General features: G+C 61.3%; 24 protein-coding genes. 8 read left to right on the top strand and 16 right to left on the bottom strand.

Annotated features, from left to right (window positions below):
- Positions 1–65: 65 nt before the first annotated feature.
- Positions 66–1,097 carry a GlxA family transcriptional regulator gene (locus BJ917_RS11315; RefSeq protein ID WP_121103383.1) on the top strand — a complete coding sequence of 344 codons (1,032 nt, stop codon included), beginning with the start codon at positions 66–68 and terminating at the stop codon, positions 1,095–1,097.
- Positions 1,098–1,229: 132 nt separating this feature from the next.
- Here the strand turns inward: BJ917_RS11315 and BJ917_RS11310 are convergent, their stop codons facing one another.
- The 5 genes from BJ917_RS11310 to BJ917_RS11290 all read right to left on the bottom strand — a co-directional run bounded on the left by BJ917_RS11310 (position 1,230) and on the right by BJ917_RS11290 (position 5,869).
- Complete coding sequence (locus BJ917_RS11310; RefSeq protein ID WP_121103382.1) at positions 1,230–1,877, bottom strand: amino acid ABC transporter permease; 648 nt, start codon at positions 1,875–1,877, stop codon at positions 1,230–1,232.
- Position 1,878: 1 nt separating this feature from the next.
- Entirely contained in the window at positions 1,879–2,559 is a 681-nt protein-coding gene (locus tag BJ917_RS11305) for an amino acid ABC transporter permease (RefSeq protein ID WP_096510240.1), read from the bottom strand.
- Positions 2,560–2,562: 3 nt separating this feature from the next.
- Positions 2,563–3,339: an amino acid ABC transporter ATP-binding protein gene (locus BJ917_RS11300; protein WP_121103381.1), complete on the bottom strand. Its 777-nt coding sequence runs from the start codon at positions 3,337–3,339 to the stop codon at positions 2,563–2,565.
- 16 nt (positions 3,340–3,355) lie between these two features.
- The gene (locus BJ917_RS11295) at positions 3,356–4,321 is read right to left on the bottom strand and encodes a transporter substrate-binding domain-containing protein (RefSeq protein WP_096510238.1); all 966 of its coding nucleotides are present in this window, start codon (positions 4,319–4,321) and stop codon (positions 3,356–3,358) included.
- A gap of 102 nt (positions 4,322–4,423) precedes the next feature.
- Positions 4,424–5,869 carry an amino acid permease gene (locus tag BJ917_RS11290; protein ID WP_121103380.1) on the bottom strand — a complete coding sequence of 482 codons (1,446 nt, stop codon included), beginning with the start codon at positions 5,867–5,869 and terminating at the stop codon, positions 4,424–4,426.
- A 348-nt stretch (positions 5,870–6,217) separates the two neighbouring features.
- On the opposite strand from BJ917_RS11290, the gene BJ917_RS11285 reads away from it, so the two are divergent.
- The 4 genes from BJ917_RS11285 (at position 6,218) to BJ917_RS11270 (ending at position 9,690) form a co-directional block, all read left to right on the top strand.
- A complete protein-coding gene (locus BJ917_RS11285) occupies positions 6,218–7,636 on the top strand; it encodes a PLP-dependent aminotransferase family protein (RefSeq protein WP_121103379.1) in 1,419 nt (472 codons plus the stop codon).
- A gap of 5 nt (positions 7,637–7,641) precedes the next feature.
- Entirely contained in the window at positions 7,642–8,886 is a 1,245-nt protein-coding gene (locus BJ917_RS11280; RefSeq protein ID WP_121103378.1) for an FAD-binding oxidoreductase, read from the top strand.
- Between the two features lie 28 nt (positions 8,887–8,914).
- Positions 8,915–9,265 (top strand): RidA family protein, encoded by a 351-nt coding sequence (locus BJ917_RS11275; protein WP_096510234.1) that lies wholly within the window; start codon positions 8,915–8,917, stop codon positions 9,263–9,265.
- A gap of 104 nt (positions 9,266–9,369) precedes the next feature.
- A complete protein-coding gene (locus BJ917_RS11270; RefSeq protein ID WP_096515301.1) occupies positions 9,370–9,690 on the top strand; it encodes a DUF2388 domain-containing protein in 321 nt (106 codons plus the stop codon).
- 83 nt (positions 9,691–9,773) lie between these two features.
- Here the strand turns inward: BJ917_RS11270 and BJ917_RS11265 are convergent, their stop codons facing one another.
- Positions 9,774–10,682 (bottom strand): pyridoxal-phosphate dependent enzyme, encoded by a 909-nt coding sequence (locus BJ917_RS11265; RefSeq protein ID WP_096510233.1) that lies wholly within the window; start codon positions 10,680–10,682, stop codon positions 9,774–9,776.
- Positions 10,683–10,873: 191 nt separating this feature from the next.
- Entirely contained in the window at positions 10,874–11,665 is a 792-nt protein-coding gene (locus tag BJ917_RS11260; RefSeq protein WP_121103377.1) for an SDR family oxidoreductase, read from the bottom strand.
- 124 nt (positions 11,666–11,789) lie between these two features.
- Here BJ917_RS11260 and BJ917_RS11255 point away from each other — a divergent pair, with 124 nt between their 5' ends.
- Together BJ917_RS11255 and BJ917_RS11250 are read left to right on the top strand one after the other, a co-directional pair.
- Positions 11,790–12,740: a GlxA family transcriptional regulator gene (locus tag BJ917_RS11255; protein WP_096510231.1), complete on the top strand. Its 951-nt coding sequence runs from the start codon at positions 11,790–11,792 to the stop codon at positions 12,738–12,740.
- 137 nt (positions 12,741–12,877) lie between these two features.
- Positions 12,878–13,537, top strand: a complete 660-nt coding sequence (locus BJ917_RS11250) for an isoprenylcysteine carboxylmethyltransferase family protein (RefSeq protein ID WP_096510230.1) — start codon at positions 12,878–12,880, stop codon at positions 13,535–13,537.
- A 109-nt stretch (positions 13,538–13,646) separates the two neighbouring features.
- On the opposite strand, the gene BJ917_RS11245 is transcribed toward BJ917_RS11250, so the two are convergent.
- Positions 13,647–14,315 (bottom strand): HAD-IA family hydrolase, encoded by a 669-nt coding sequence (locus BJ917_RS11245; RefSeq protein WP_096510229.1) that lies wholly within the window; start codon positions 14,313–14,315, stop codon positions 13,647–13,649.
- Between the two features lie 150 nt (positions 14,316–14,465).
- Positions 14,466–14,873 carry a response regulator gene (locus BJ917_RS11240; RefSeq protein ID WP_096510228.1) on the bottom strand — a complete coding sequence of 136 codons (408 nt, stop codon included), beginning with the start codon at positions 14,871–14,873 and terminating at the stop codon, positions 14,466–14,468.
- Positions 14,874–15,202: 329 nt separating this feature from the next.
- Between BJ917_RS11240 and BJ917_RS11235 the strand changes: the two genes are divergently transcribed.
- Positions 15,203–16,078: a LysR substrate-binding domain-containing protein gene (locus tag BJ917_RS11235; RefSeq protein WP_096510227.1), complete on the top strand. Its 876-nt coding sequence runs from the start codon at positions 15,203–15,205 to the stop codon at positions 16,076–16,078.
- Positions 16,079–16,201: 123 nt separating this feature from the next.
- On the opposite strand, the gene BJ917_RS11230 is transcribed toward BJ917_RS11235, so the two are convergent.
- The 7 genes from BJ917_RS11230 to BJ917_RS11200 form a co-directional block, all read right to left on the bottom strand.
- Positions 16,202–17,566 (bottom strand): MFS transporter, encoded by a 1,365-nt coding sequence (locus BJ917_RS11230; protein WP_096510226.1) that lies wholly within the window; start codon positions 17,564–17,566, stop codon positions 16,202–16,204.
- A 169-nt stretch (positions 17,567–17,735) separates the two neighbouring features.
- The gene (locus BJ917_RS11225) at positions 17,736–19,184 is read right to left on the bottom strand and encodes an NAD-dependent succinate-semialdehyde dehydrogenase (protein WP_121103376.1); all 1,449 of its coding nucleotides are present in this window, start codon (positions 19,182–19,184) and stop codon (positions 17,736–17,738) included.
- Positions 19,181–20,215, bottom strand: a complete 1,035-nt coding sequence (locus tag BJ917_RS11220) for an aldo/keto reductase (RefSeq protein WP_121103375.1) — start codon at positions 20,213–20,215, stop codon at positions 19,181–19,183. Before BJ917_RS11220 ends, BJ917_RS11225 begins: the two co-directional genes overlap by 4 nt.
- 10 nt (positions 20,216–20,225) lie before the next feature.
- Positions 20,226–20,738, bottom strand: a complete 513-nt coding sequence (gene fae, locus BJ917_RS11215; protein ID WP_075948975.1) for a formaldehyde-activating enzyme — start codon at positions 20,736–20,738, stop codon at positions 20,226–20,228.
- A gap of 373 nt (positions 20,739–21,111) precedes the next feature.
- On the bottom strand, positions 21,112–21,381 hold the full coding sequence (locus tag BJ917_RS11210; RefSeq protein ID WP_121103374.1) for a pentapeptide MXKDX repeat protein: 270 nt from the start codon (positions 21,379–21,381) through the stop codon (positions 21,112–21,114).
- 46 nt (positions 21,382–21,427) lie between these two features.
- Positions 21,428–22,201 (bottom strand): molybdopterin-dependent oxidoreductase, encoded by a 774-nt coding sequence (locus BJ917_RS11205; protein WP_096510222.1) that lies wholly within the window; start codon positions 22,199–22,201, stop codon positions 21,428–21,430.
- The gene (locus BJ917_RS11200) at positions 22,198–22,815 is read right to left on the bottom strand and encodes a cytochrome b/b6 domain-containing protein (protein ID WP_121103373.1); all 618 of its coding nucleotides are present in this window, start codon (positions 22,813–22,815) and stop codon (positions 22,198–22,200) included. Before BJ917_RS11200 ends, BJ917_RS11205 begins: the two co-directional genes overlap by 4 nt.
- Positions 22,816–22,935 lie beyond the last annotated feature (120 nt).

The following is a 22,935-nucleotide window of genomic DNA, read 5'->3' as shown; positions in this document are numbered from 1 at the left end:
CAGCAGCCATCACGTTTATACCGTTTGCGAATTATGATTATTCCAACTCGCTAAAACAGAAGCTCATGAACGACATCGCCAGCTCCGCCGTCTGCCCCGATCCACCACCCGACATTCAACCTGACCCACCGCGGTTGATCGTATTCCTCGCCTACCCCGAAATGGGCCTGCTGGACCTGACCGGCGCGCAAACCGTGTTCTGGGCCGCGTCCAGGTACAGGCACGCGCTCAATCTGCCGGGGTATACGTTGCACACCGCCAGCCTGGCCGGCGGCTTGATGCACACCGCCGAGGGCCTGGCCGTTCATACCTTGCCGTTAAGCGATTTTGACGTTGACTCGATCGATACGTTGATCGCTCCGGGCGCACCGAACATTCTCCAGGCCATGAGCTTTTCCCTGGATCTGGTCGCCTGGCTGGCAGAGGCATCGGGCAAAGTCAAACGCACCGCTTCGGTGTGCAGCGGCACCTTTCTGCTGGCCGAGGCCGGCTTGCTGGAAGGCCGACGCGCCGCCACCCACTGGAAGATGTGCGACATGCTCAAGGAGCACTACCCGAAGATTGACGTCGATAGCGATGCGATCTTCGTCAAGCACGGTTCGGTCTGGACGTCCGCCGGTGTCAGCGCCGGCATCGACCTCGCCCTGGCGCTGGTCGAAGAGGATTGCGGGCGTGAAGTGGCGCTGCAGGTGGCACGGGAAATGGTGGTGTTCCTCAAGCGCCCCGGCGGGCAAGCCCAGTACAGTCAATTGCTGCAATCGCAAACCAGCGAAGGCGCGGTATTCGATGACCTGCACCTGTGGATCTCGCACAACCTGGCTGGGGAAAACCTCACGGTCGAAACCCTCGCCCAACAGGTGCAAATGAGCCCACGCAATTTTGCCCGGGTCTACAAACTCAAGACCGGCCGCACCCCGGCCAAGGCTGTAGAGGTTCTACGGATGGAAGCCGCCCGGCGCCTGCTGGAAGATTCCGAGCGCAACATCGATCAAATCTCCCGATTGTGCGGTTTTGGCGATGAAGAGCGGATGCGTCTGACGTTCCAGCGCAACCTCGGGGTTTCACCGCGGGATTACCGGAGTCGGTTTTCGCGGTGAGTTTTGCAGTTGCCCCCGATTCCCTGTGGGAGCGAGCCTGCTCGCGAAGGGGCCGGGTCAGCCAACATTCATGCTGAATGACACACCGCTTTCGCGAGCAGGCTCGCTCCCACAAGAGGATTGAACCTCACCTCAGTGTCGAGTCCTGCGCTCCAACAACCGCACCCCCAACGACAACGGATAACACAACGCAAAATAAATCCCGCCCACCAGGATGTAGATCTCCAGCGGCATGAAATACACCGAACTCAAATCCTGCGCCCGCAGCATCAAATCCGGCGCCGCGATCAGCGATGCCACCGAGGTGTCTTTGAGCAGCGAGATCGCGACATTGCCGATCGGCGCCAGCACGATGCGAATGGCCTGGGGTAACACGACCCAGCGCAGCACCTTGAGATGGGGCATGCCAATCGCCTTGGCCGCTTCCACCTGCCCTTTGGGCACGGCTTCCAGCCCCGCACGGTAAATCTCCGCCAGGTACGCGGCGGCGTTGAGTCCCAGGCCGATCATCGCCGCCTGGAACGAGCTGAACTGAACGCCGATTTCGGTCAGGCTGAAATAGACGATGAACAACTGCACCAATGCCGGGGTGCCACGAAACAGCTCGATGTAGGCCAATGCCACCCGCCGCACTGGCCGGCTGCGCGACAGGCGTGCGAGCGCCACCAACAAGCCGACGATCAAACCAATGACCAACGCGCCGAATGCCAGTTGCAACGTGGCCCATGCCGCCGCCAGGAACTCGACATGGGTGGCTTCCCACAGTTCGCCATAGCCCATATCAGTTCTCCTTGACGACTTTGAGACGGCGCTCGGTGCGCGCCGCCCAGTGGGAAAGCACCAGGCTCAACGCCAGGTAGATCATGGCCAGCAAGAAGTAGATCAGGTTGGTCTGGTAGGTTTCGCTGACCAGCATTTTCGCCTTGAAGGTCAGTTCGGGCACTGCCGCCGCCGACGCCAGGGACGTGTCCTTGAGCAGGCCGATGGCAAAGTTGGCCATCCCCGGAATGGCCACTTTGAACGCCTGCGGCAGTACGATGAGGCGCATCGCCAGGGAGCGGGTCATGCCAATGGAAAATGCCGCCTCGCTTTGCCCGCGGTCGATGGTGCGGATACTCGAGCGGAACACCTCCGACAGAATCGCCGCGCCATTGAGGCCGAAACCGATGATCGCGGCGCCGATGGCCGGCAGGGTGATGCCGATGTAGGTCAGGCCGAAGTATAGGATGAACAGTTGGGTCAGGATCGGGATGTTGCGAAAGATCTCCAGGTACACACTGGCGATCAGGCTCAGGATACGACTGCGGGACAGACGCATCAGCGCCAGGCAAAACCCCAATAGCGCCGCCACGATGAATGCCGCGAAGGTCAGCCCCAACGTGGTCAGGGCACCGAGCCCCAGTACGTTCAGGAAGTACGGCAGCATGTCGATGGCTTTGTGCAGCGCGGTGGTATCGAACATTGATCAGTGCTCCTGCACGGCGCGGATGAAGGAGCGGGTGCGTTCGATCTGGCTCTCGCGGAAAATCTGCCGGGGCGGGCCCTGTTCGACGATGTTGCCATCGGCCATGAAGATCACCTGATCGGAGACGCTTTCGGCGAAGCGCATTTCGTGGGTCATGATAATCATCGTCATGCCCTCCTCCGCCAGCTTGCGCATGACGCCCAGCACCTCGCCCACCAGCTCCGGGTCGAGCGCCGAGGTGGCTTCGTCGAACAGCATCAGCTTGGGTTTCATCGCCAGCGCCCGGGCGATGGCAATGCGCTGCTGCTGCCCGCCGGAGAGTTGTTCCGGAAACGCGTCGCGCTTGGCGAACATACCGACCTTGTTCAGCAGGTCCTCGGCCTGTTCCACCGCTTCGGCACGGTTGCGCTGTTGCACCTTGAGCGGGCCGAGAATGATGTTGTCCAGTACCGAGAGGTGCGGGAACAGGTTGAAGCGCTGGAACACCATGCCGATTCCGGTGCGCATCCGAGCCAGTTCCTTGTCACTCATGGGCACCTTGCGGGTGCCCACAAGGCGCTGGCCGATGAGTTCGTTATCGATGTAAATGTCGCCTCTGGTCGGTTCTTCCAGGTAATTGACGCAGCGCAGCAAGGTGGTCTTGCCCGAGCCGCTGGGACCGATGAGCGAGATCTTCTGACCCTGCTGCACATTGAGGTCGATGCCTTTGAGCACATCCAGGCTGCCGAAGGATTTGTGCAGCCCTTCGATGCGCACCAGTGGTGTTGATTCAGCCATGAGCCAGGTCCTCTACTCAGGCAAAAGCCTGACTGAAATCACGCGGTGGATGCTCGAACGGACCGATCAGATTGCCCTTCTCGTCGCGGTCCACGCCGATGCGCGGGTTCTTGGCCGGTGGTACGAGGTAGTCAGGGTTTTTGATGCCGTACTTGGCCAGGACCGGTTTGATCTGGTCGGTCGCCTTCAGCCAGCGCAGCCCCTGGTTAACGCCGTCGAACAGGTCCTGGTTCTGCGGATGAACGCCCCAGATAGCCTCGAACTTGGCGGTCAGGCTGGGGAATTTTTCATCGTAGGCCATGGGGATTTGCTTGAGCTTGAGACTCGGGTCCTGAAGGATCATGTAGTCGATGGTCGGGGCATCGAGCACGGCGAAATCCAGGCGCCCGGCGCGTACATCGCGCAGGCAGGAATCGGTGTTGTCGTAGAGCTTGACCTCTTTCACACCCTCGATTTTCTTCATGTCGGGGATGGTGAAATAGCCGGTGATGGCGCCGATGGTGCGGCCCTTCACGTCGTTGACGGTGATGGAGGTGTCGAACGGTTCGCTGTCGCGCATGATCACGTAGGCCCCGGTGTAGAACACCGGGTCGGTGAGCAGCAGGATCTTCGAGCGCATCGGGTTCCAGGCAAAGTTGCCGCCGAACCAGTCGGCACGCCCGGACCTGACCGCTTCGACCACCGCCGGGAAGCCCATGGTCAGCACGTCGAGCTTGAGTTCGAGACGGTCGGCAATGAGCTTGAGCAGTTCCAGATCGGTGCCGACGGGCGTGCCCTCACGCATGGCACCCAGGGGCATGTCGCCCAGGCACGCGGCGGTGAGGTAGCCGGGGCGCACGGTCTTGATGGGCTTGTCGGCGGCGAACGCGAAGGACATCGGTCCCGTCGCACTGGCGGCCAATACCGCCAATGAGCCATAGCCGGCGGCTTTGAGCAGCCCGCGGCGGGAGAAACCCTGGGTATCGAACTTGAAGTCGGACATAGATCACCTATTGGCAAATTTATTGTTTTTGACCGGTACAAGCCTTGTTGCTCAACCGCCGTCCGTGGCTCGATGCTCCCTGTTAATGAAGTGCTGTGTGATTTATGGCCGTGTCGGCAACCCCGCGAGGATGTCGATCGCATTGGTATGGGGTTGGGCGTCGTCTTGCCGCTGGCGCCTGAGGATCAGGTACGCGGCAGATACCACGCCGAGACTGACGAGGCTGGCCAGGAACTGTGTCCGCAACGATTCCTGGAACGCCATGGCGATCAAAACACCCGCGATCACTGCCACCACAGCATAGGACAGCCAAGGAAACAGCCACATCCTGAGGGTCAGCCGCTCCGGCGCCGTGGCTTCGACCTGACGGCGCACCTTGATCTGCGCCAGCGCCACCGCCAGGTACACAAACAGCATCACCGCACCGGAGGCGTTGACCAGGAACAGGAACACACCTTGGGGAGAAATGATCGCTGCCATGATTGCGATGTAGCCGATCACGCTGCTGAGCAGCACGGCGGCCCGTGGCACTTTGCGCCCGGTGAGCACCGCCAGTTTTGCCGGTGCATCACCGCGCTGGCTGAGGCCGAACAGAATCCGCGAAGACACATAAAGGCCGGAGTTCAGCGCCGACAGCACGGCCACCAGCACTACCGCCTGCATGATCATCGCCGCGCCGGGAATGTGCAGCACCTCCAGCGCCGCCACGAACGGCGAATGCCCGGCGACGATCTGCCCCCAGGGCACCACGCAGACGATCAGGAAAATCGAACCGACGTAAAAGGTGATGACACGGAAAATCACCGAACGGGTCATGTTCGCCACGTTCTTCGAAGGGTCGTCGGATTCGGCGGCGGCAATCGTCGCGATCTCGGCACCGCCCACGGCAAAGATCACTGTCGGCACCCCGGCCAGAATCGCGCTCACGCCGTACGGCATGAAGCCGCGGTCATTCACCAGGTTGCCCAGCAAGTCGCTGGTGCTCGGTGCAAATCCGAACAGGTAGGCGCCCACCACGAAGATGAAGACGATGATCGCGAAGACCTTCAACGAGGCGAACCAGTACTCGAATTCGCCATAGGACTTCACCGACAGGCAGTTGATGGCGGTCATGATCGCCAGCAGGCTCAGGCCGATCATCCATGCCGGCAGCGGTATCCACTGCTCGAGGATATTGGCGCCGACCACCGCTTCCACGGCCACCACGATCACCCAGAAGTACCAGTACAACCAGCCGCTGGTGAATCCCACCCAATTGCCCAGGCCGATGCGTGCGTATTCGGTAAAGGAGCCGACACCCGGCAGCGCCACCGCCATTTCGCCGAGCATGCGCATCACCAGCATGACCACGATACCGGCAGCGAGATAACTCAGGAAAGCCGCCGGCCCAATCGCCTGAATCGTTGCGCTGCTGCCGACAAACAGGCCGGCACCGATGATGCCGCCGAGGGAAATCATGGTGATGTGGCGCTGGCGCAATGCACCGCTGAGGCGTTGTTGCCCGGTTCTTGTCCGGGTTGAGGTCTGGGTTGGCTGGGCGTTGCTCATCGGATGGCCTCCGCTGCACGGGATAGGGTCGATCGACCGGATAATGTCGGAGAAGACTTTGCATGAGGGGGACAACACACCGGATACTCTGTGCCGCCTGCTGCCAGGCGGATGAGTCGGTGGTGTCGGCAAGCCTGGGGCGAGCCTGGCTGGAATGTCTTGATAGTCATGTGCGTACCCGTTGGACTGCGCATGGCAGCCATTTTCTTATTGTGTTGCATGACAAGCATTACAACTCACACACTAATCACGGTTTTTTAGCTTGTCAATGGGCTTTGTATCGGATAAAAAGCAATACAAATTTGCTTATTGTCTTGCTACAAGCATGACAAGCAGGGATAAAGCACCATGAGTCAATTCGAACAACTGCTGGATGAACTGAAGGCCAGTGCGGCGTTGCAGCGCGACAAGGCAGAAACCCTGTACGCGCAATTGGCCGACTCACTGGCCGAAGCGATCGGCAATGGCAAGCTCAAGCCGGGCGAGCGCCTGCCGCCGCACCGCGACTTCGCCAGCGCACTGGGGGTGAACATCACCACCGTGACCAAAGCCATGGCGCTGCTGCAGCAAAAAGGCCTGGTGGAAAGTCGCCCCGGACGCGGCACTCAAGTTGCACAGCCAAGGCATCCGGCGGCGCAGTTTCAGTCGGCACCGAGCAATGATCCGGGCACCGTCGACCTGAGCGTCAATCGGCCGGCCACCGACGGTTTCAATCGAGTGTTGGCGCAGTTGCTGCCGCGCCTCTCCAGCGACCCGCGCTTTGGCGACATGAAGGACTATCACCCGTCGGAAGGCCCGCTTTGGGCCCGCGAGGCTGCCGCGCAATGGTTGCGCCACACTGGCGTCGAGGCCCAGGCCTCGCAGATGTTGATCGTCGAAGGCGCCCAGCATGGCATCGCCAGTACCTTGCGCAGCCTGACCAACAGCGGCGATACCGTGCTGGCCGACAGCGTGACCTATCAGGGCATTAATGCCTTGTGCCGCTCCCTGGGCCTGATTCTGATCGGCGTCGATGCCGACGAGCGCGGCATGTCCCCCGAAGCCCTGCGCCAGGCCTGCGTCGAGCATCAGCCGCGACTGTTGTTTCTGGTGCCATCGATCCATAACCCGACCGCCATCACCCTGGACGCCGAACGCCGTGAAGAACTGGCGGCTGTCATTCGCCAAACCCATCTGCTGGTGATCGAGGACGACGTGTATCGCCCGCTGCTGGATCAATCGCCACCGGCCTTCGCGGCGTTGATGCCGGAACGCACGATCTACATTTCCGCCCTGTCCAAATGCATCGCACCGGGGTTGCGCATGGGCTTTGTCATGGCCCCGCCACCGCTGGTGCAGGACATTGCCGCCATGCAGCGCATCGACTGCTGGAGCACATCGCCGCTGACCGCGCTGATCGCCACCCGGTTGATCGAGGATGGACATGCCGACCAGCTGGTCTCGGAGCAGCGCGAAGAATTGCGCATTCGCCAGTCGCTGCTTGCCACCCATCTCGAAGGCCTGGAATTCCAGCACAGCGCCACGGGCACCCATGCCTGGCTGGTGCTGCCACATCCCTGGACCGGCTCGCGCTTTGCCCGGCTGTGTCAGGACCGTGGCGTGGTGCTGCTCGCCGGCGGCGCTTTCACCCTGCATCCGGAACTTTCGCCGCAAGCGGTGCGCATCAATATCTCGGCGGCCCTGTCACGGGAGCAGCTGATCAAAGCCCTGGGGATCATCAGCCAGTTGGCGCGCCAGGGTCACCTCTACATGCACAACCGGATCTGAGGAACATGACACAGCCAGTTCATTGCGAAATCGCCGTTATCGGTGCCGGGGTGGTCGGGGTTGCCACCGCACTCTGGCTGCGGCGCCAGGGTTACCAGGTGGTGTTGCTGGAACGCGAGGGCATTGCCAGCGGCGCGTCCTATGGCAATGCCGGCACGCTTGCGCCTTATGGCGTGATGCCGATTGCCCAGCCGTCTCTGTTGAAGGCGATTCCGTCGCTGCTGTTTTCGAAGGAATCGCCCTTCGTCATCAACTGGGCACGCTTACCCACATTGATGCCTTGGTTGCTGCGGTTTCTCAATGAATGTCGCGCCTCACGCTGCGAGGCCAACACCCAGGCCCTGAGCCAGATCCTCCAGCACACCTACAGCGGCTATGCGCCGTTGCTGGCTGACTGTCCGCAGGCTGACGGGCACTTGCGTCACAACGGCTGCCTCTATGCCTACGGCACCGAGCAGGGGCTCGCCGGGGCGCAATCGGCCATTGAGTTGCGCCGTTCGCTGGGCATTGCCCAACAGGTGCTGAAAGCGGCAGAGGTCGAACAGCTGGAACCGGCGCTGGCGGGAAAAGCGGTCGGTGGCATCCTGTTCCCCGAGTCGTCGCACATGGATGACCCACGCGCATTCATCGAAGCGCTGGCGGCACCGCTGATCGACGAGGGGGCCCTGCATCAGGCAACGATCACCACCCTGCAACGCAAGAGTGACGGCTTGTACCTTAACAGCGCCGAAGGGAAAGCCTGGCGTGCCGACCGCGTCGTGCTGTGCGGCGGCGCGTGGTCGGCAGCGCTGGCGCGCCAGGTGGGCGATCACATCCCGCTGGATACCGAACGCGGCTACCACATTGAATTCGACTTGCAAGACACCCTGCTCAACCGGCCGTGCTGTCCGGTGGAAAGCGCGTTCTACATGACCCCCATGGCCGGCCGCCTGCGCGTGGCGGGCACCGTGGAGCTCGGCTCGATCAATGACCCGGCCAACCCCAAGCGTTTCGATTATCTGGAACGTCACGTGCGTCGCGTGATGGGCCTGACCCAACCGGTCGCGCGCAAATGGCTGGGCTTTCGCCCTTCCCTGCCCGACTCGCTGCCGGTCATTGGCCCGTCGCCGAACGAGCCGCGCCTGATCTACGCCTTCGGCCATCAGCACCTGGGCCTGACCCTGGCCGGGGCCACTGGTCAACTGGTCGCCGACTGCATCGCCGGCAATGCCCCCCGCTGGCTGGACAGTTTTTCCGCGCAACGCTTCTGAGCAACGCCTTTCCACAGGAGAACCATTGATGCAAACCATCGAGCGCCAACAGACCAATCAACGCATGAGCCAGATCGTTGTCCATGGCAACACCCTGTACCTGGCCGGACAAGTGGGAGACCCGCAGCACAACATTGCCGATCAGACCCGCGATGCCCTGGCGCGAGTCGATGCCTTGCTTGAGCAGGCCGGCTCGTCCCGGGAACGACTGCTGCAAACCACCATCTGGCTCGCCGACATGGCGGATTTCGCAGCGATGAATGCGGTATGGGATGCCTGGGTCCCGGCAGGGCATGCGCCGGCCCGGGCCTGTGGCGAGGCGAAACTGGCCGATCCGGCATTGCGGGTCGAGGTGATTGTCTGCGCGGCAAGGGGCTGAACTCTACCGCTTTTAACCGGGCGCACAACGACAGGGAACTCTCGACGACCGCCGTGCATCCTAAAATATGAGGCACTTCCTTTTTGCTGCACGAGGACACCGTCATGCGCCGTCTGATTATCGTTTCTTCCCTGCTGTTGTGTTTACCCTTCGGCTCTGCAATGGCCAAAGTGGATGCGGAAGACGTCGCCACCTCGGCCGGCGTTTCCGCTTCGCTGTATTCGACCTTCAAGGATAAAAAAATGATGATTCCCGCACGGGATGACGCCTCCAGTTTCGTGGCCAGTGGTGGTGCGATTCGCGGGGTTTATCTTGAACAGGTTCTACAGCGGATTCGTCAGGCACATCCCGACCTCAACAGCGCAAGCGACGAGGACCTGGCCCGCGCCATTCTCGTCCAGGACGGCGTTGCCGAAGGTCAATAAACGCCAACCTCAGCGGTGGGGCTTGTGAAACCCGGATAGCGTTTCCAGCCCTGCCTTGCTTGAGGCTCAACAGGGTTTTTCGATCAACGAGCCCAGCCGGCCACCAGTTGCGCGCTGATGCTGACGCCGCCACACACCACAACCACCACGTCGTGAGCTTCGGCGATCGCCGGGTGGTCGAGGTAGGCGATGGCCAGCGACACTCCGCAGGCGGGCTCGACCAACTGACGCAAATCGCTGGCGTAACGCACCACCCCCATGATCGCTTCCTCATCGCTGAGCGTGACCAGTTCGTGGGGGAAATCCAGGATGTGCTGGACCGGCCACGCAGCCACCAGGGATGCGCCGAGCGACCGCGCGACCGTATCGATCCGGGGGAACTTGACCGGATGCCCGGCGCTGACGGCGGCAGCGAAAGAGGCTGAACCTTGCGTTTCACAGGCGATGATCCTGCAGTCCATGCGATGGTGGCGGATCAGTCCGGTGAGAATGCCTGCGAGCAAACCACCACCGCCCACCGAGGTCACCAGCGCATCGACCTGCGGACAATCCTCGAGAATTTCATCGATCATCGTGCTATGCCCTTCCCACAGCACCGGATGATCGAAGGCCGGCACGTACTCGGTGTCTGCGCCTTGGGCCAATTCCTTCGCCCGCAGATTGGCTTCGTCCCAGACCTTGCCATGGACGATCACCTCGGCACCGGTTTTCTTGATCCTGGCGCGGGTGGATTCAGGGGTCGTGTGCGGGACCACAATGCAGGCTTTCAAGCCCAGGCGGGAGGCGGCCACGGCGGTGGCAAACCCGGCATTGCCGCCGGAAGGACAGATGACCTTGCGCTTACCCCGCTCTGCCGCCTGACTGCACAAAAGCCCTATGCCGCGCAGTTTGAAGGAGCCACTGGGTTGCAGGTTTTCCAGTTTGAGCCAGATGCGGCGCGATGGCGTCGACAGGTCGGGATGCAGGATCAAGGGCGTTCTGATATGAAGCATTTCGGGCTCCTTTTGCACGCCGTTGGCCCGTCGAATTTTCCACGGGCCCGCGGTGAACGGTCCTTGTTCAAGCTTAGTTCATGAGCCGTTGCTGATGACGCCATCGCGAGCAGGCTCGCTCCCACAGGGTATGCACTGATCCTTGTGGGAGCGAGCCTGCTCGCGATAGCGTGCGCAAGAACACAATCAAATTAACGGTAACGCGGCGCCGCCGTGGAGTTGTGGAGCAACCCGGTAAGCGCCTGGCGCCGGGCTTCGTAATCGTCCCACTGCGCGCCGTCGTGCAGGCCCGGGATGGTCACCGTTTCGCCATTGGCCAAGCCCGTCAGCGCGGCATCGACCATTTCCTCGACGGACATGACGATTTCCTGCGGCAGGTTTTCCACCGGATGGCCGGCCTCGTTCCAGAAGTCCGTGGCGGTGGCACCCGGCAGCACGGCCTGGACGCGCACGCCCTTGTCCGCCAATTCGTGAAGCATCGACTGGCTCAAAGCCAGGACGAACGCCTTGGTCCCGCCGTACACGCCATTGAGGATTTCCGGGGCGATGGCGACGATCGAGGCAATGTTGATCACGGTCCCGGTACCACGGGCGACGAAGCCGGGCGCGGCGGCATAGGCCAGGCGCGTCAGGGCGGTGATGTTGAGGGTGATCATGTCTTCCATGTCATCCACCGGGCTGCCCAGCAGCGGCAGGACCGCACCGACCCCGGCGTTGTTGACCAGCAAAGTGATGCTGGCATCGCTGCGCAGAATCTGTTCAACCCGCAGTAGATCGGTTTTATCTTTCAAATCAGCGGCGACCACTTCCACGTTGCGCCCGGTTTCATTGCTCAAGCGGCTGGCCAGGGCGTTGAGTTTCGCTTGGCTGCGCGCCACCAGAATCAGGTTGTAACCCTGGCGGGCGAGACGGTCGGCGTAGACCGCGCCGATGCCCGACGAGGCGCCCGTGATCAGGGCAGTACCTTTGGATGAAAGAGCCATGTTCAATTTCCTTTGCAGTGCGGCGAGATATTCGCCGGGTGTGAGCTGTTATAAATTGACTGACACGCGTCGCAAATGACGTTTAAAGTACGTTTTTCGGACATGACCGTTTGAGGGCATCGCGATGATCAGCGTGGCGTTTGTGGTTTTCGAGGGGTTCCAGTCCATGGCGCTGGCGGCGATGCCGGTGTTCGAGTACGCCAACTTCAGCGCCGGGGAAGCGTTGTATGACGTGCGCGTGCTGTCCGAAGATGGCCGCACCTTGCGCGCCTCCGGTGGGTTGACCGTCGGTACCGAAGCATTCGATGAACGGCTGATCGACACGGTGATCGTGGTCGGCGGCGATGGCATCCTCGAACAGGCTCCCGAAGCGGTACTCGATTACATGCGTGCCAGTGCACGGACTGCGCGGCGCACGGCATCGATCTGCTCCGGCGCCTTTGTCATGGCCCAGGCCGGTTTGCTCGAAGGACGACGGGCCACCACCCATTGGGCCTACGCGCGGCAACTGCAGGAGCGCTTTCCATCGATCAAGGTCGAGGCCGACCGCATCTATGTGATCGACGGTTCGATCTGGACATCCGCCGGGATGACCGCCGGCATCGACCTGGCGCTGGCCATGGTGGAGAAAGACCACGGAGCAGAACTCGCCCGGTCGGTGGCACAGAAACTGGTGATGTACCACCGCCGTGCCGGTGGCCAGTCGCAACACTCGGCGCTGCTGGCGCTGGAGCCGAAGTCTGACCGCATCCAGACCGTGCTCGGCTATGCCCGGGAACACCTGGCCCAGACACTGTCGGTGGATCAACTGGCGGACGTGGCGCGCCTCAGTCCGCGCCAGTTCAGCCGTGCCTTCCGCGCTGAAACCGGCCAGTCGCCAGCCAAGGCCATCGAAAACCTGCGCCTGGAAGCGGCCCGGCAAATGCTCGAGCGCGGACGCCTGACCCTCGACCAGATTGCCCTGGAGACTGGTTTCACCGATCGTCGTCGTATGCGCGAAGCCTTCCTGCGGGCGTTCGGGCAACCGCCGCAGGTGATTCGGCGTAGCGCCAGATCGGAGACGATCCCCCTGTAGGAGCGAGCTCGCTCGCGATGATCGTCAACGATAGCGCGAGCATTCAGGGAATACGCGTTTTCGTTAACGACCTTCGCTGGCAAGTCGAACCGTCGCACCGCAGCTCCTACAATGAAAGGAGTGTGCGTGGAGGTCGTATGAAAATCTCGGCAAAACTGGCGTTTTTCGCCGTCGTGTCCACCCTCGCCTACCTCGCCCTGGCCATTTGGGGGCTGGGCGGCATTGGCGCTTTCTTCTCCCACGGCGCGCTGGTGGTGGTGGCGCTGGCGACAGTCGTCATGGCCATCGCTTCGCTGTTCACCGAGGTCAATCTCAGCTCCGGGGAGCGAGAAGACCGGGCCAATCGCTGGGTGCTGCCAGCGTTCGGGGTGATCGGATTATTGAGCGGGTATCTGCCGGCCTACACCGACCGCATCGATTTCTGGACCTTTGGTGGTGAAGGCATGCGTTGGCTCGGGGCGATCCTGTTCATTATCGGCGGCGCACTGCGGTTATGGCCGGTGTTCGTGCTGGGCAAGCGTTTCAGCGGGCTGGTGGCGATTCAACCGGGGCATCGCCTGGTCACCGACGGCATCTACCGCAACCTGCGCAACCCCAGTTATCTGGGAATGATGGTCATCGGCGTGGGTTGGGCGCTGGCATTTCGCTCGGGCGTGGGGCTGTTGCTGGCGGCGTTGACGTTGATTCCGCTGATTGCGCGGATTCATTCAGAAGAGGCGCTGCTGAGGGCGCAGTTCGGGGGTGAATATGAGGCTTATTGCGCGCGGAGCTGGCGGTTGATACCCAAGATTTATTGAACCCAACACACATCCAATGTGGGAGCGAGCCTGCTCGCGAATGCGGTATGTCAGCCACATCAATGTTGACTGATACTCCGCATTCGCGAGCAGGCTCGCTCCGACAGTATTAGATTGTGTGCAGGCGGATAAGGCCAACCGAATCCACATTCGCGGCAACCACGTCATATCCCGTCAACGTCGCATGCCCCGTCTCAATCGGCTGTTCATGGGTCGCCGTGACAATCACCAAATCCGCCCCCGCCGCCTGCGCCGCCAATATCCCCACCGTGGCGTCTTCAAAAACCAGGCAATCCGCTATCTCGACCCCCAGTCGTCGGGCAGCCAACCGATACCCCGCCGGATCAGGCTTGCCCACGCTGACATCCTCGGCAGTGACCATCACATCCGGCTCGGGAATCCCGGCCGCGGCCATGCGACGCAACGCCAGCGTCCTCGGTGCCGAGGTGACGATGGCCCATTGATGGGCCGGCAGTGACTTCAGGAACCGCGCCGCACCCGCCACTTCTGCAACCCCTTCGACATCCTCGATTTCCGCTGCGGTGATCCACGCCGCTTCAGCCTCGGCATCGACACCGGGCAACGCCAGGCGCTGGATGGTATCGATGGCGCGGGCACCGTGGATGGTGGGCAGGAAGCTCTCGACATCGACACCGTGGCGCACGGCCCAATGGGCCCAGACGCGCTCGGCGGCGGCAATCGACGTGAGGATGGTGCCGTCCATGTCGAACAGGAAGGCACGGTATGGGTTGTTGAAGACGGATTCGGGAGTTGGCAAAGGGTCCTTCCTATCTCAGGGAACTAGCGGATATCCCAAAGACTCTACACGATCCCTGTAGGAGCTGGCTTGCCAGCGAAGGCGTCCGCGAAATCAATGCATGACTTTCTGGCCTCTTCGCTGGCAAGTCGAATCGTCGCACCGCAGCGCCTACAAGGTACGACGTGAATTGAACGCGCCATCCACGCAATCGAGCAACTGCCCCAGCGCCCAGGGTTTCTTGATGAACGAGACTTCATGCCGCACGCCGGAGCTTTCAGGGGTCTCGTAGCCGGACATGATCATGATCGGTTTGTCCGGCCAGCGATCGCCGAACAGGTTGGCGAGGTCGGCGCCGTTGAGCGTGCCGGGCATGGTGATATCCGTCAGCAACAACCCGACGCCCTGCGCATGACGCTGCAAGTACACCGAGGCGGCGTCCGCACTGGTCTGCGGCTCCACCCTATAGCCTTCTTCCTGCAGAATTTCACAGAGAAACTCCAGAATCAGCGGGTCGTCCTCAACCACCAGAATCAACCCGCCTTGAAGGTCTCCACTCGCCGTCGATATTCGACTCATGACCTTGCCGCTCCCTGTATGCCTCAACGATTTCACGGGCTCTACTCCTCGCCCTACAGGTATGAGCAGCGGCGGCGAAGGAAATTCATTTTTGATACACGAAGACGACGAAATCAGGCGTCCTGCCATCTGATCCGGCATTGATTGCGCTCTTGATGACGCCATCGCTGCGATGCGGCGACCCGACAAGCCAGCTCCCACAGTGATCACCTAACCTGTGGGAGCTGGCTTGCCAGCGAAATCGTCAGCCCAAACAACGCTTGCATCAGCTCATTGCCAATAGTCAGATAGGCACCACAAAGCACACTCAAACAAATGAGCCCCCCGCCATGCGTCAACTGCCCTCGCTCAACATGCTGCGCGTCTTCGAAGAGGTCGCGCGGCATCGCAGTTTCAGCCAGGCCGCCCTGGGCATGAACGTCACCCAGGGCGCGGTGAGCCGGCAGATCAAGCAGCTCGAAGACTACCTCGGCGTGACACTGTTCATTCGTACGCCCCAAGGGCTGTCGTTGACCGAAGCCGGCACCGCCCTCTCCCCGCACCTGAGCGATGCCTTCGATCATATCGAACGCGCCCTGCAAGCCGTGCGCGTGCCCAACCTGCGTCAGCGCCTGCGGATCGTGGCGCCGCCGACCTGGGCGACACGCTGGCTGTCGGCGCACCTGCGCGCGTTCTGCCAGCGCTACCCGGACATCAGCCTGAGCGTGACCCACCAGGCCAGCCACGACAACCTTGCCGAGATCGACTGCCACATCCGCTTCGGCCTCGAAGCGGACAGCCATTGCCACAGCCAGCTACTGGTCATGGAACGGCACATCGCAGTCGCCAGCCCGGAGTTGTTCACCGACGGACAGCCACCCGACCTGCAGCGATTGCCGTTGCTGCACATCCTGCACAACGGCAAGCGCTTGAAGGTCTGGGAAAACTGGCTGGCGGCAATGGGCCGCGACGATGTAGATGCCGCGCAAGGGCTGGAGTTCAGCACCCTGGACCAAGTGATCCATACCGCCCTGGCCGGTGGTGGCCTGGCGGTGATCGACCGGCAGATGATCGAAAAGGAACTGGCCAATGGCAGCCTGTTGCCGATCACCCCGGTGGAGGTGATAGGGCCGTATGGCTATTGGCTGGATGTGGCGAATGACAAGTGGGGCTTGTCGAAGGTTCGGTTGTTTACCGAGTGGCTGGAGAGGGTCAGCAACCCTTGACACACCGCTACCCCCTGTAGGAGCAAAGCTTGCTCGCGATGGCGGCGTGTCATTCAACGGATATGTTGGATGGTCCGGCGCTATCGCGAGCAAGCTTTGCTCCTACAGGGGGCGTGCCAGTAGTTAGACCGGTGTTGCAGCCTTTCCGGCTACATGCATACCACCCTCCACCGGACTCTGCGCCTTGCACGCCTGGCTCAACGTCAGCGACTTGGTCTCCGGTGCCCAGGCCCAGGACAACAACGCGCCAATCCCCAGGATCGCCGCCAGGATGCCCATGGTCGGGCTCAGGCCGATCCCCGCCACACTCACCGGCAGCAGGAAGGTGCTGATCGCCGAGCCCAGGCGGCTGACCGCCGTCGCCAGGCCAATACCGCTGGCACGCACTTCCGTCGGGAAGCTTTCGGCCGGGAACACGCCCACGAGGTTACTGACCGCCGACAACACCAGGGTGAACAACCCGAACACCAGCACCATCAGGAACGCCGCGCTGCCCGGCAGTACCGCCAGCAGGAACAGGGCGATGGCGAGAATGATGAATGAGTTGATCAGGAACCCGCGACGGGTGAATTTGATCGTGCACCAGATACCGATCAGTGCGCCGAGGATCAGCAGCATGTTCAGCATCAGTTCGGTGCCGAAGCCTTCAGCCAGGCCCATCTTCTGCAGGATCGACGGCAGGAAGGTATAGATGGCGAAGTACGGCATGACGATGCAGACGAAGAACAGGCAGTTGAACGCGGTGCGCTTGCGGTACTCGCGGCTGAACAGTACAGCATAACCGGAGCGGGTTTCGGTGGAACGGGTTTCGTCGAGTTCGACGTTATCGCCCAGGTGTTTCTTGACGATTGCCCGCGCTTCGGCAATACGCCCCTGATTGACCAGCCAGCGTGGCGACTCCGGGGTGCCGATGCGTGCGATCAGGATCAGTGCCGCCGGGATCGCCGACGAAGCCAGCATCCAGCGCCAGGCATCGTCGCCGAGGCTGAGCATCGCGGTGCCGACAAAGGTCGCCGCCACATAACCGAAGGTCCAGATCACGCTGAACGAACCGAGCAACACCCCGCGATGTTTCTTTGGCGCGAACTCGGCGAGCATGGCGTGACCGACGCTGAAGTCACCGCCCAGGCCGATGCCGATCAGTACCCGGCAGAGGAACAGGCTCATCGCCGTTTCCACGTAGAACTGCATCACTGAAGCGAGGGTGATCAGCACGAAGCTGACCAGGAAGATTTTCTGCCGGCCGACCTTGTCGGAAATCCAGCCGAAAAACAGACTGCCCATGAACAGACCGATCAATGCCGAAGCGCCGATCAGGCCCTGCCAGAAAGCATCCAGTTGCATCTGTGGGCTCAGCAGGGTGAAGGCAATGCCGATCAGGCCGAGGATGTAGCCGTCGGTGAAATGCGCACCGAAGGTCAGGCCGGCGATCTTGATGTGAAAGCGCCCGATGGGCAGGTCGTCGATTTTTACCGGTTGTACAGACATGTAAGTCTCCAATTGTTGTTATTGACGGAGAAATGAAACCGATATTTCTGGTTTTTTTTGCTTCTGTGGGAGCAAGGCTTGCCCGCGATGACGGAGTGTCAGGCACCACAGGCTTCGACTGACACTCCGTCATCGCGAGCAAGCTTTGCTCCTACAGGGGGGGTGCCCCTTACAGGCCACCCATCAACAGGTATTTGATTTCCAGGTAGTCATCCAGACCGTACTTCGAACCCTCGCGACCCAGGCCCGATTCCTTGATGCCACCGAACGGTGCCACCTCCGTGGAGATGATCCCTTCGTTGATCCCGACCATGCCCGCTTCCAGGCCTTCGGCCATGCGCCACACGCGGCCGATGTCGCGGCTGTAGAAGTAGGCCGACAAACCGTAGGGCGTGTCGTTGGCCCGTTGCAGCACCTCGACCTCGTCCTTGAAGCGGAAGCACGCGGCCACCGGGCCGAAGGTTTCGTCCTGGGCGATCAGCATGTCGCTGCTGGCTTCGGCGAGAATCGTCGGTTCGTAGAAAGTGCCGCCCAACGCATGGCGACGGCCACCGCACAGGACCTTGGCGCCCTTCTCCACCGCGTCGCTGACATGCAACTCGACCTTGGCCAGCGCCGCCGTGTTGATCAGCGGTCCCTGTTCGGTTTCCCCTTCCAGGGCATTGCCCACGCGCATTGCCGCCACCGCTTCGGCGAGTTTGCCGGTAAAGGCTTCGTACACGCCGTCCTGAATGAAGAAGCGGTTCACACAGACACAGGTCTGCCCGGTGTTGCGGAACTTCGAGGCCATCGCGCCCTTCACCGCCGCGTCGATATCCGCGTCGTCGAAGACAATGAACGGCGCGTTGCCACCCAGTTCCAGCGAGACCTTTTTCAAGGTGTCGGCCGCCTGGCGCATCAACAACTTGCCGGTGCGGGTGGAGCCGGTGAACGACAGTTTGCGCACGATGCCGGAGGCTTGCAGCGCGCCGCCGATGGCCACGGCATCGCCGGAGACCACGTTGAACACACCCGCTGGAATGCCGGCCTGCTCGGCCAGCACCGCCAGGGCGAAGGCCGATAGCGGCGTTTCTTCCGACGGCTTGAGGATCATCGTGCAACCGGCCGCCAGCGCCGGGCCGACCTTGCGGGTGACCATGGCCAGCGGGAAGTTCCATGGGGTGATCGCCGCGACTACGCCGATGGCTTCCTTGACCACAATGATCCGCGCATCGGCCTTGTGGCTCGGAATCACATCGCCGTAGGCGCGCTTGGCTTCTTCGGCAAACCACTCCAGAAAGCTGGCGGCGTAGACCACTTCGCCCATGGCTTCGGCCAGCGGCTTGCCCTGCTCACGGCTGAGCAAGGTCGCCAGGTCCTTCTGGTTGCTCAGCATCAACTCGCCCCAGCGCTTGATGCGCTGGCTGCGTTCCTTGGCGGTCAGCTTGCGCCACGCCGGCAAGGCGCGATTGGCCGCTTCAATGGCCAGCTTGGTTTCTTCGGCGCCAGCCTTCTGCACATCGGCGATCAGCTCACCGGTCGCCGGGTTCAGCACCGGGTACGTCGCCCCGGCGCTTACCCCCGAGCCGGTAAACCAGTGCCCATCGATGAAATTGCCGTGCCGCATCAGAGCGCTCATGCCACGGCCTCGGTCAGGGTGAAGCGTTCCGAACCCGGACGGGCCGAACGCAGGATACGTTTGCCGGCGGTGTAATCGTTGATCACGTCGCACGGGGTGTAGTTGCGTTCCAGCTCATGCAGTTCTTCGGCATCGAGTTTGGTGTCCAGTGCTGCAAGGGCGCTGTCGAACTGCTCGGTGGTGTCGGCGCCGACCAGCATGCAATCCACGCCCGGATGATTGGCCACCCAGGCCTGGGCGATCTGCGCGTTGGACACGCCACGGGCTCGGGCCACGCGCTGTACCGAATGAGCGATCTCGAACGAGGCTTCGTCGCTGTACATCTGCTGGGTGAAGAAGTCGGTCTGGTTGCGGGTCGATTGCACGTCACCGGTCAACAAGCCACGGGCCAGCGGGCTGAACACCGACACACCGATGCCCTGATCGCGGCAGAACGGGATCATCTCGCGCTCTTCTTCGCGGTAGGCGCAGTTCAGTTGCAGCTGCATGTTGATCGGCTTGACCCAGCCATTGCGCTCGCAGGCCATGAGGATTTTCGCCAGTTGCCCGGTGAGCATGGTCGACACGCCGATGTAGCGCGCCTTGCCCGAGCGCACGATGTCGTTCATGGCGCTCATGGTTTCTTCGACCGGGGTGTTCACGTCGAAGTAGTGCAGCATGAACACGTCGACGTAATCCATGTCCAGGCGTTTGAGCGAGGCGTCGATGCCGTCCATGATGTGCTTGCGCGAATGGCCACTGGCGTTGATCCCGGCGCGGGTGCCGTAGCCGACCTTGGTGGTGATCACCAGGTCTTCGCGACGGGCCAGGCGCTTGACGATGCGCCCCACCACTTCTTCGCCGACGCCTGCGGAATAGAAGTCCGCCAGGTCGATGAAGTTCACACCGTTGTCCAGCGCGTGCTTGACGATAGGCTCGCTTTTCTTTTCATCGAAGATCCACGGTTTCCAGTCCGGAGTACCCATGTTCATGGTGCCCAGGCACAGGCGGGAAACTTGCAGGCCGGAGTTGCCCAAACGGATGTATTGCATGGCGCGGACCTCAGGCTTTTGGCGTGTAGAAAGGGTTGCTGATGTGGTTGACCACATCCTTGAGCTGCGCGGTTTCCGGCTTGCCGGTCAGGGCGGCGCGGATCGCGGTGCGGCAGGCGTTGTAGTTGTTCAGGTACACCGCATCCAGGTCGTCGCAGGCCGGGTTGACCCAGTTGGCGGTGACAATGGCCCATTCGTCTTCGGCTTCCGGCGGCAAGGTGCCGTCCAGCAGCGCTTCGAGAACGGCCTTGGCGATACCGGCCTGGGATGCACCCCAGGTGGCGTTGCCGTGCAGGTCGCTGCCGATCGCGGCTTTGTTGACATACAGGGTCATCGGCTTGACCGGGATGTTCGGCTGGGCGATGACCATGAACGGGCAATGGCCCTGGCTTGGCGAAGCCAGGCTATTGGCGAACGCTTGCCCTGCCGGGCCGTTGCGCGGGCCGATCAGGATGTTGATGTGCGCGGCGTTCACGCCAGGGCCTTCGAAACCTTCACCGATGTACAGGTCGAGTTCTTTCATGAGCTTTTACTCTTCAGGGAGTTGGGTTGATCAGAGGTGCACGCAAACCGTAGGGATTGCGCGGTAAATGTCGGGGTTCGAAGAGCGCAGCAGGTCGCTGGCGAAGACGCGGCAGTGATGAAGGATCATGGTTGCAAACGCTCTTTTTTGTTGTTGATGAGCTGGTTTGCGATTTTTTAACACTGGCGGTTGGCGGGGCTGTAACCATATAAAATCATGGGGGTATGACTTCAGGTCATACCCTCTCAAGACATGCAAAAAACCTGTGGGAGCGAGCCTGCTCGCGAAAGCGGTGGGTCAGCTGAAACCATGTTGACTGACACTACGCATTCGCGAGCAGGCTCGCTCCCACAATGGATTGTGGTGTAAGGGGTTATTGCGACATAGCGTCCTTCTTCATCGCATCCTTGGACATGGCATCTTTTTTCATACCGTCCTTGCTCATGGAATCCTTGGACATGCTGTCTTTCTTCATCGTGTCCTTGGCCATGGAATCCTTCTTCATGGTCGTGTCTTTTTTCATGGTGTCCTTGGACATGGTGTCTTTGGACATTGCGTCGTTACTCATGGTGTCGGCAGCGAATACGCTGGCGGCGCCGATTGCGAGGCACATGGACAGTGCAACAGTGGTCAGCTTTTTCATGATGAAACTCCTTGCTCGTTTTTGAGGGTGAAATGTCCAGGCTTCGTCAGCTGCCACCGAACCAGTTGTAGCCCTGGTCTTCCCAGTAGCCACCGCTGTAGGTGTTGCTGACGAAAATCGCCTGGATGTGTTTGGGGTTCTTGTAGCCAAGCTTGGTGGGCATGCGCAGCTTCATCGGGAAGCCGTACTCGCGCGGCAGTACCGCACCGTCATAGGTCAGCGTCAGCAAGGTTTGCGCATGCAACGCAGTGGCCATGTCGATGCTGGTGTAGTAATCGTCGGCACACTTGAAGCCGACGTATTTGGCGTCTGTGTCGGCGCCGATGCGCTTGAGGAAATCACTGAAGCGCACGCCGCCCCAGCGCCCGATCGCACTCCAGCCTTCGACGCAGATGTGCCGGGTGATCTGCTCGGTCTGCGCCATGGCGCGCAACTCTTCGAGACGCCAGCTGCGCTTGTCCGCGACCAGGCCGGTGACTTCCAGGCGATAGCCCTCCTCCTCCACCGTCGGTGCTTCGTCGATGCCGTAGAAGGCATTGAACGGAAACGGCCGGGTGATCATCGACGCCGGATAGGTCGGTGCCATGGCATTGGGGTTGAACAGCCAGCCCTGCACCCGATCGTTGAAGCGCGACATCGACGACAACGCGGTTTCGACGCTTTCGTTGTCGGTGAGGTTGCAGCCGGACAACATGGCCACGCCGCCGAGGGTCAGGCCACGCAGCAGGAATGAGCGGCGGGAGCGGTCTTCGATCTGCGGCGCGAGGATTTTGCGAGCGTCGGTCAGGATCGACGACTCATCAAGGTTGGACTTTTTCATACGGACTCCTTGCGACCGACGATCATGGCCACCAGCGTTTTTGGAACCAGCGCAACCATCACCAGATGCACCGCCACAAACGCCACCAACAGCGACATGGCGATGAAGTGCACATACCGCGCCGCCTCGTAGCCGCCCAGCAGCTCACGCAACAGCGGGAACTGCACCGACTTCCACAGCACCAGCCCGGAGATCACCAGCAACGTGATGTCGACCATTACGAACAGGTACGCCACCCGTTGCACCTGGTTGTAATGGCTCAGGTCAGCGTGACCGAGTTTTCCACGCAACGCTGACCACAGGTCATGCAGGACGCCTTTGGGCGAGACCGGAAAAAAACGTCGTTTGAGTCGGCCACTGAGCAGGTTGATGAGCAGATAGACGAAGCCGTTGATCGCCAAGAACCACATCGCCGCGAAGTGCCATTGCAAGGCACCGCCGAGCCAGCCACCGAGGGTGATCGATTTCGGGAAGCTGAAGTCGAAAAGCGGCGAGGCGTTGTAGATGCGCCAACCGCTGGTGACCATCACCAGCACCGCCAGGGCGTTCAGCCAATGGGTGAGCCGCAGCCAGCGGGGGTGGCTGGCCTTGGGTGAAGCAGTTGACTGCGACATGTCCGGGCTCCTTGTTGTTGTTCGTTGGAGCCGAGTATGGGAGCGACAAGATCGCCAAATCCTCACGCAGAGTTAAATTATTCGTGATAACTCGCAGCCTTCAAAAACTCTGTGGCAAAC

The sequence above is a fragment of the Pseudomonas sp. WPR_5_2 genome (genome assembly GCF_003634475.1).
Taxonomy (GTDB): Bacteria; Pseudomonadota; Gammaproteobacteria; order Pseudomonadales; family Pseudomonadaceae; genus Aquipseudomonas; species Aquipseudomonas izuensis.
The sequence above is the reverse complement of the archived record's forward strand: the minus strand, read 5'-3'. Positions and strand labels throughout refer to the sequence as shown.

Excerpts from the sequence above, each read along its gene's own strand:
- BJ917_RS11275 (WP_096510234.1), top strand. The coding sequence starts at position 8,915 with ATGCAAACCATCGAGCGCCAACAGACCAATCAACGCATGAGCCAGATC.
- BJ917_RS11250 (WP_096510230.1), top strand. The coding sequence starts at position 12,878 with ATGAAAATCTCGGCAAAACTGGCGTTTTTCGCCGTCGTGTCCACCCTC.
- BJ917_RS11205 (WP_096510222.1), bottom strand. The coding sequence starts at position 22,201 with ATGAAAAAGTCCAACCTTGATGAGTCGTCGATCCTGACCGACGCTCGC.
- BJ917_RS11285 (WP_121103379.1), top strand. The coding sequence starts at position 6,218 with ATGAGTCAATTCGAACAACTGCTGGATGAACTGAAGGCCAGTGCGGCG.
- BJ917_RS11315 (WP_121103383.1), top strand. The coding sequence starts at position 66 with ATGAACGACATCGCCAGCTCCGCCGTCTGCCCCGATCCACCACCCGAC.
- BJ917_RS11235 (WP_096510227.1), top strand. The coding sequence starts at position 15,203 with ATGCGTCAACTGCCCTCGCTCAACATGCTGCGCGTCTTCGAAGAGGTC.
- BJ917_RS11230 (WP_096510226.1), bottom strand. The coding sequence starts at position 17,566 with ATGTCTGTACAACCGGTAAAAATCGACGACCTGCCCATCGGGCGCTTT.
- BJ917_RS11310 (WP_121103382.1), bottom strand. The coding sequence starts at position 1,877 with ATGGGCTATGGCGAACTGTGGGAAGCCACCCATGTCGAGTTCCTGGCG.
- BJ917_RS11220 (WP_121103375.1), bottom strand. The coding sequence starts at position 20,215 with ATGCAATACATCCGTTTGGGCAACTCCGGCCTGCAAGTTTCCCGCCTG.
- BJ917_RS11255 (WP_096510231.1), top strand. The coding sequence starts at position 11,790 with ATGATCAGCGTGGCGTTTGTGGTTTTCGAGGGGTTCCAGTCCATGGCG.
- BJ917_RS11210 (WP_121103374.1), bottom strand. The coding sequence starts at position 21,381 with ATGAAAAAGCTGACCACTGTTGCACTGTCCATGTGCCTCGCAATCGGC.
- BJ917_RS11225 (WP_121103376.1), bottom strand. The coding sequence starts at position 19,184 with ATGAGCGCTCTGATGCGGCACGGCAATTTCATCGATGGGCACTGGTTT.
- BJ917_RS11265 (WP_096510233.1), bottom strand. The coding sequence starts at position 10,682 with ATGCTTCATATCAGAACGCCCTTGATCCTGCATCCCGACCTGTCGACG.
- BJ917_RS11240 (WP_096510228.1), bottom strand. The coding sequence starts at position 14,873 with ATGAGTCGAATATCGACGGCGAGTGGAGACCTTCAAGGCGGGTTGATT.
- BJ917_RS11270 (WP_096515301.1), top strand. The coding sequence starts at position 9,370 with ATGCGCCGTCTGATTATCGTTTCTTCCCTGCTGTTGTGTTTACCCTTC.
- BJ917_RS11290 (WP_121103380.1), bottom strand. The coding sequence starts at position 5,869 with ATGAGCAACGCCCAGCCAACCCAGACCTCAACCCGGACAAGAACCGGG.
- BJ917_RS11295 (WP_096510238.1), bottom strand. The coding sequence starts at position 4,321 with ATGTCCGACTTCAAGTTCGATACCCAGGGTTTCTCCCGCCGCGGGCTG.
- BJ917_RS11280 (WP_121103378.1), top strand. The coding sequence starts at position 7,642 with ATGACACAGCCAGTTCATTGCGAAATCGCCGTTATCGGTGCCGGGGTG.
- fae (WP_075948975.1), bottom strand. The coding sequence starts at position 20,738 with ATGAAAGAACTCGACCTGTACATCGGTGAAGGTTTCGAAGGCCCTGGC.
- BJ917_RS11260 (WP_121103377.1), bottom strand. The coding sequence starts at position 11,665 with ATGGCTCTTTCATCCAAAGGTACTGCCCTGATCACGGGCGCCTCGTCG.
- BJ917_RS11300 (WP_121103381.1), bottom strand. The coding sequence starts at position 3,339 with ATGGCTGAATCAACACCACTGGTGCGCATCGAAGGGCTGCACAAATCC.
- BJ917_RS11305 (WP_096510240.1), bottom strand. The coding sequence starts at position 2,559 with ATGTTCGATACCACCGCGCTGCACAAAGCCATCGACATGCTGCCGTAC.
- BJ917_RS11200 (WP_121103373.1), bottom strand. The coding sequence starts at position 22,815 with ATGTCGCAGTCAACTGCTTCACCCAAGGCCAGCCACCCCCGCTGGCTG.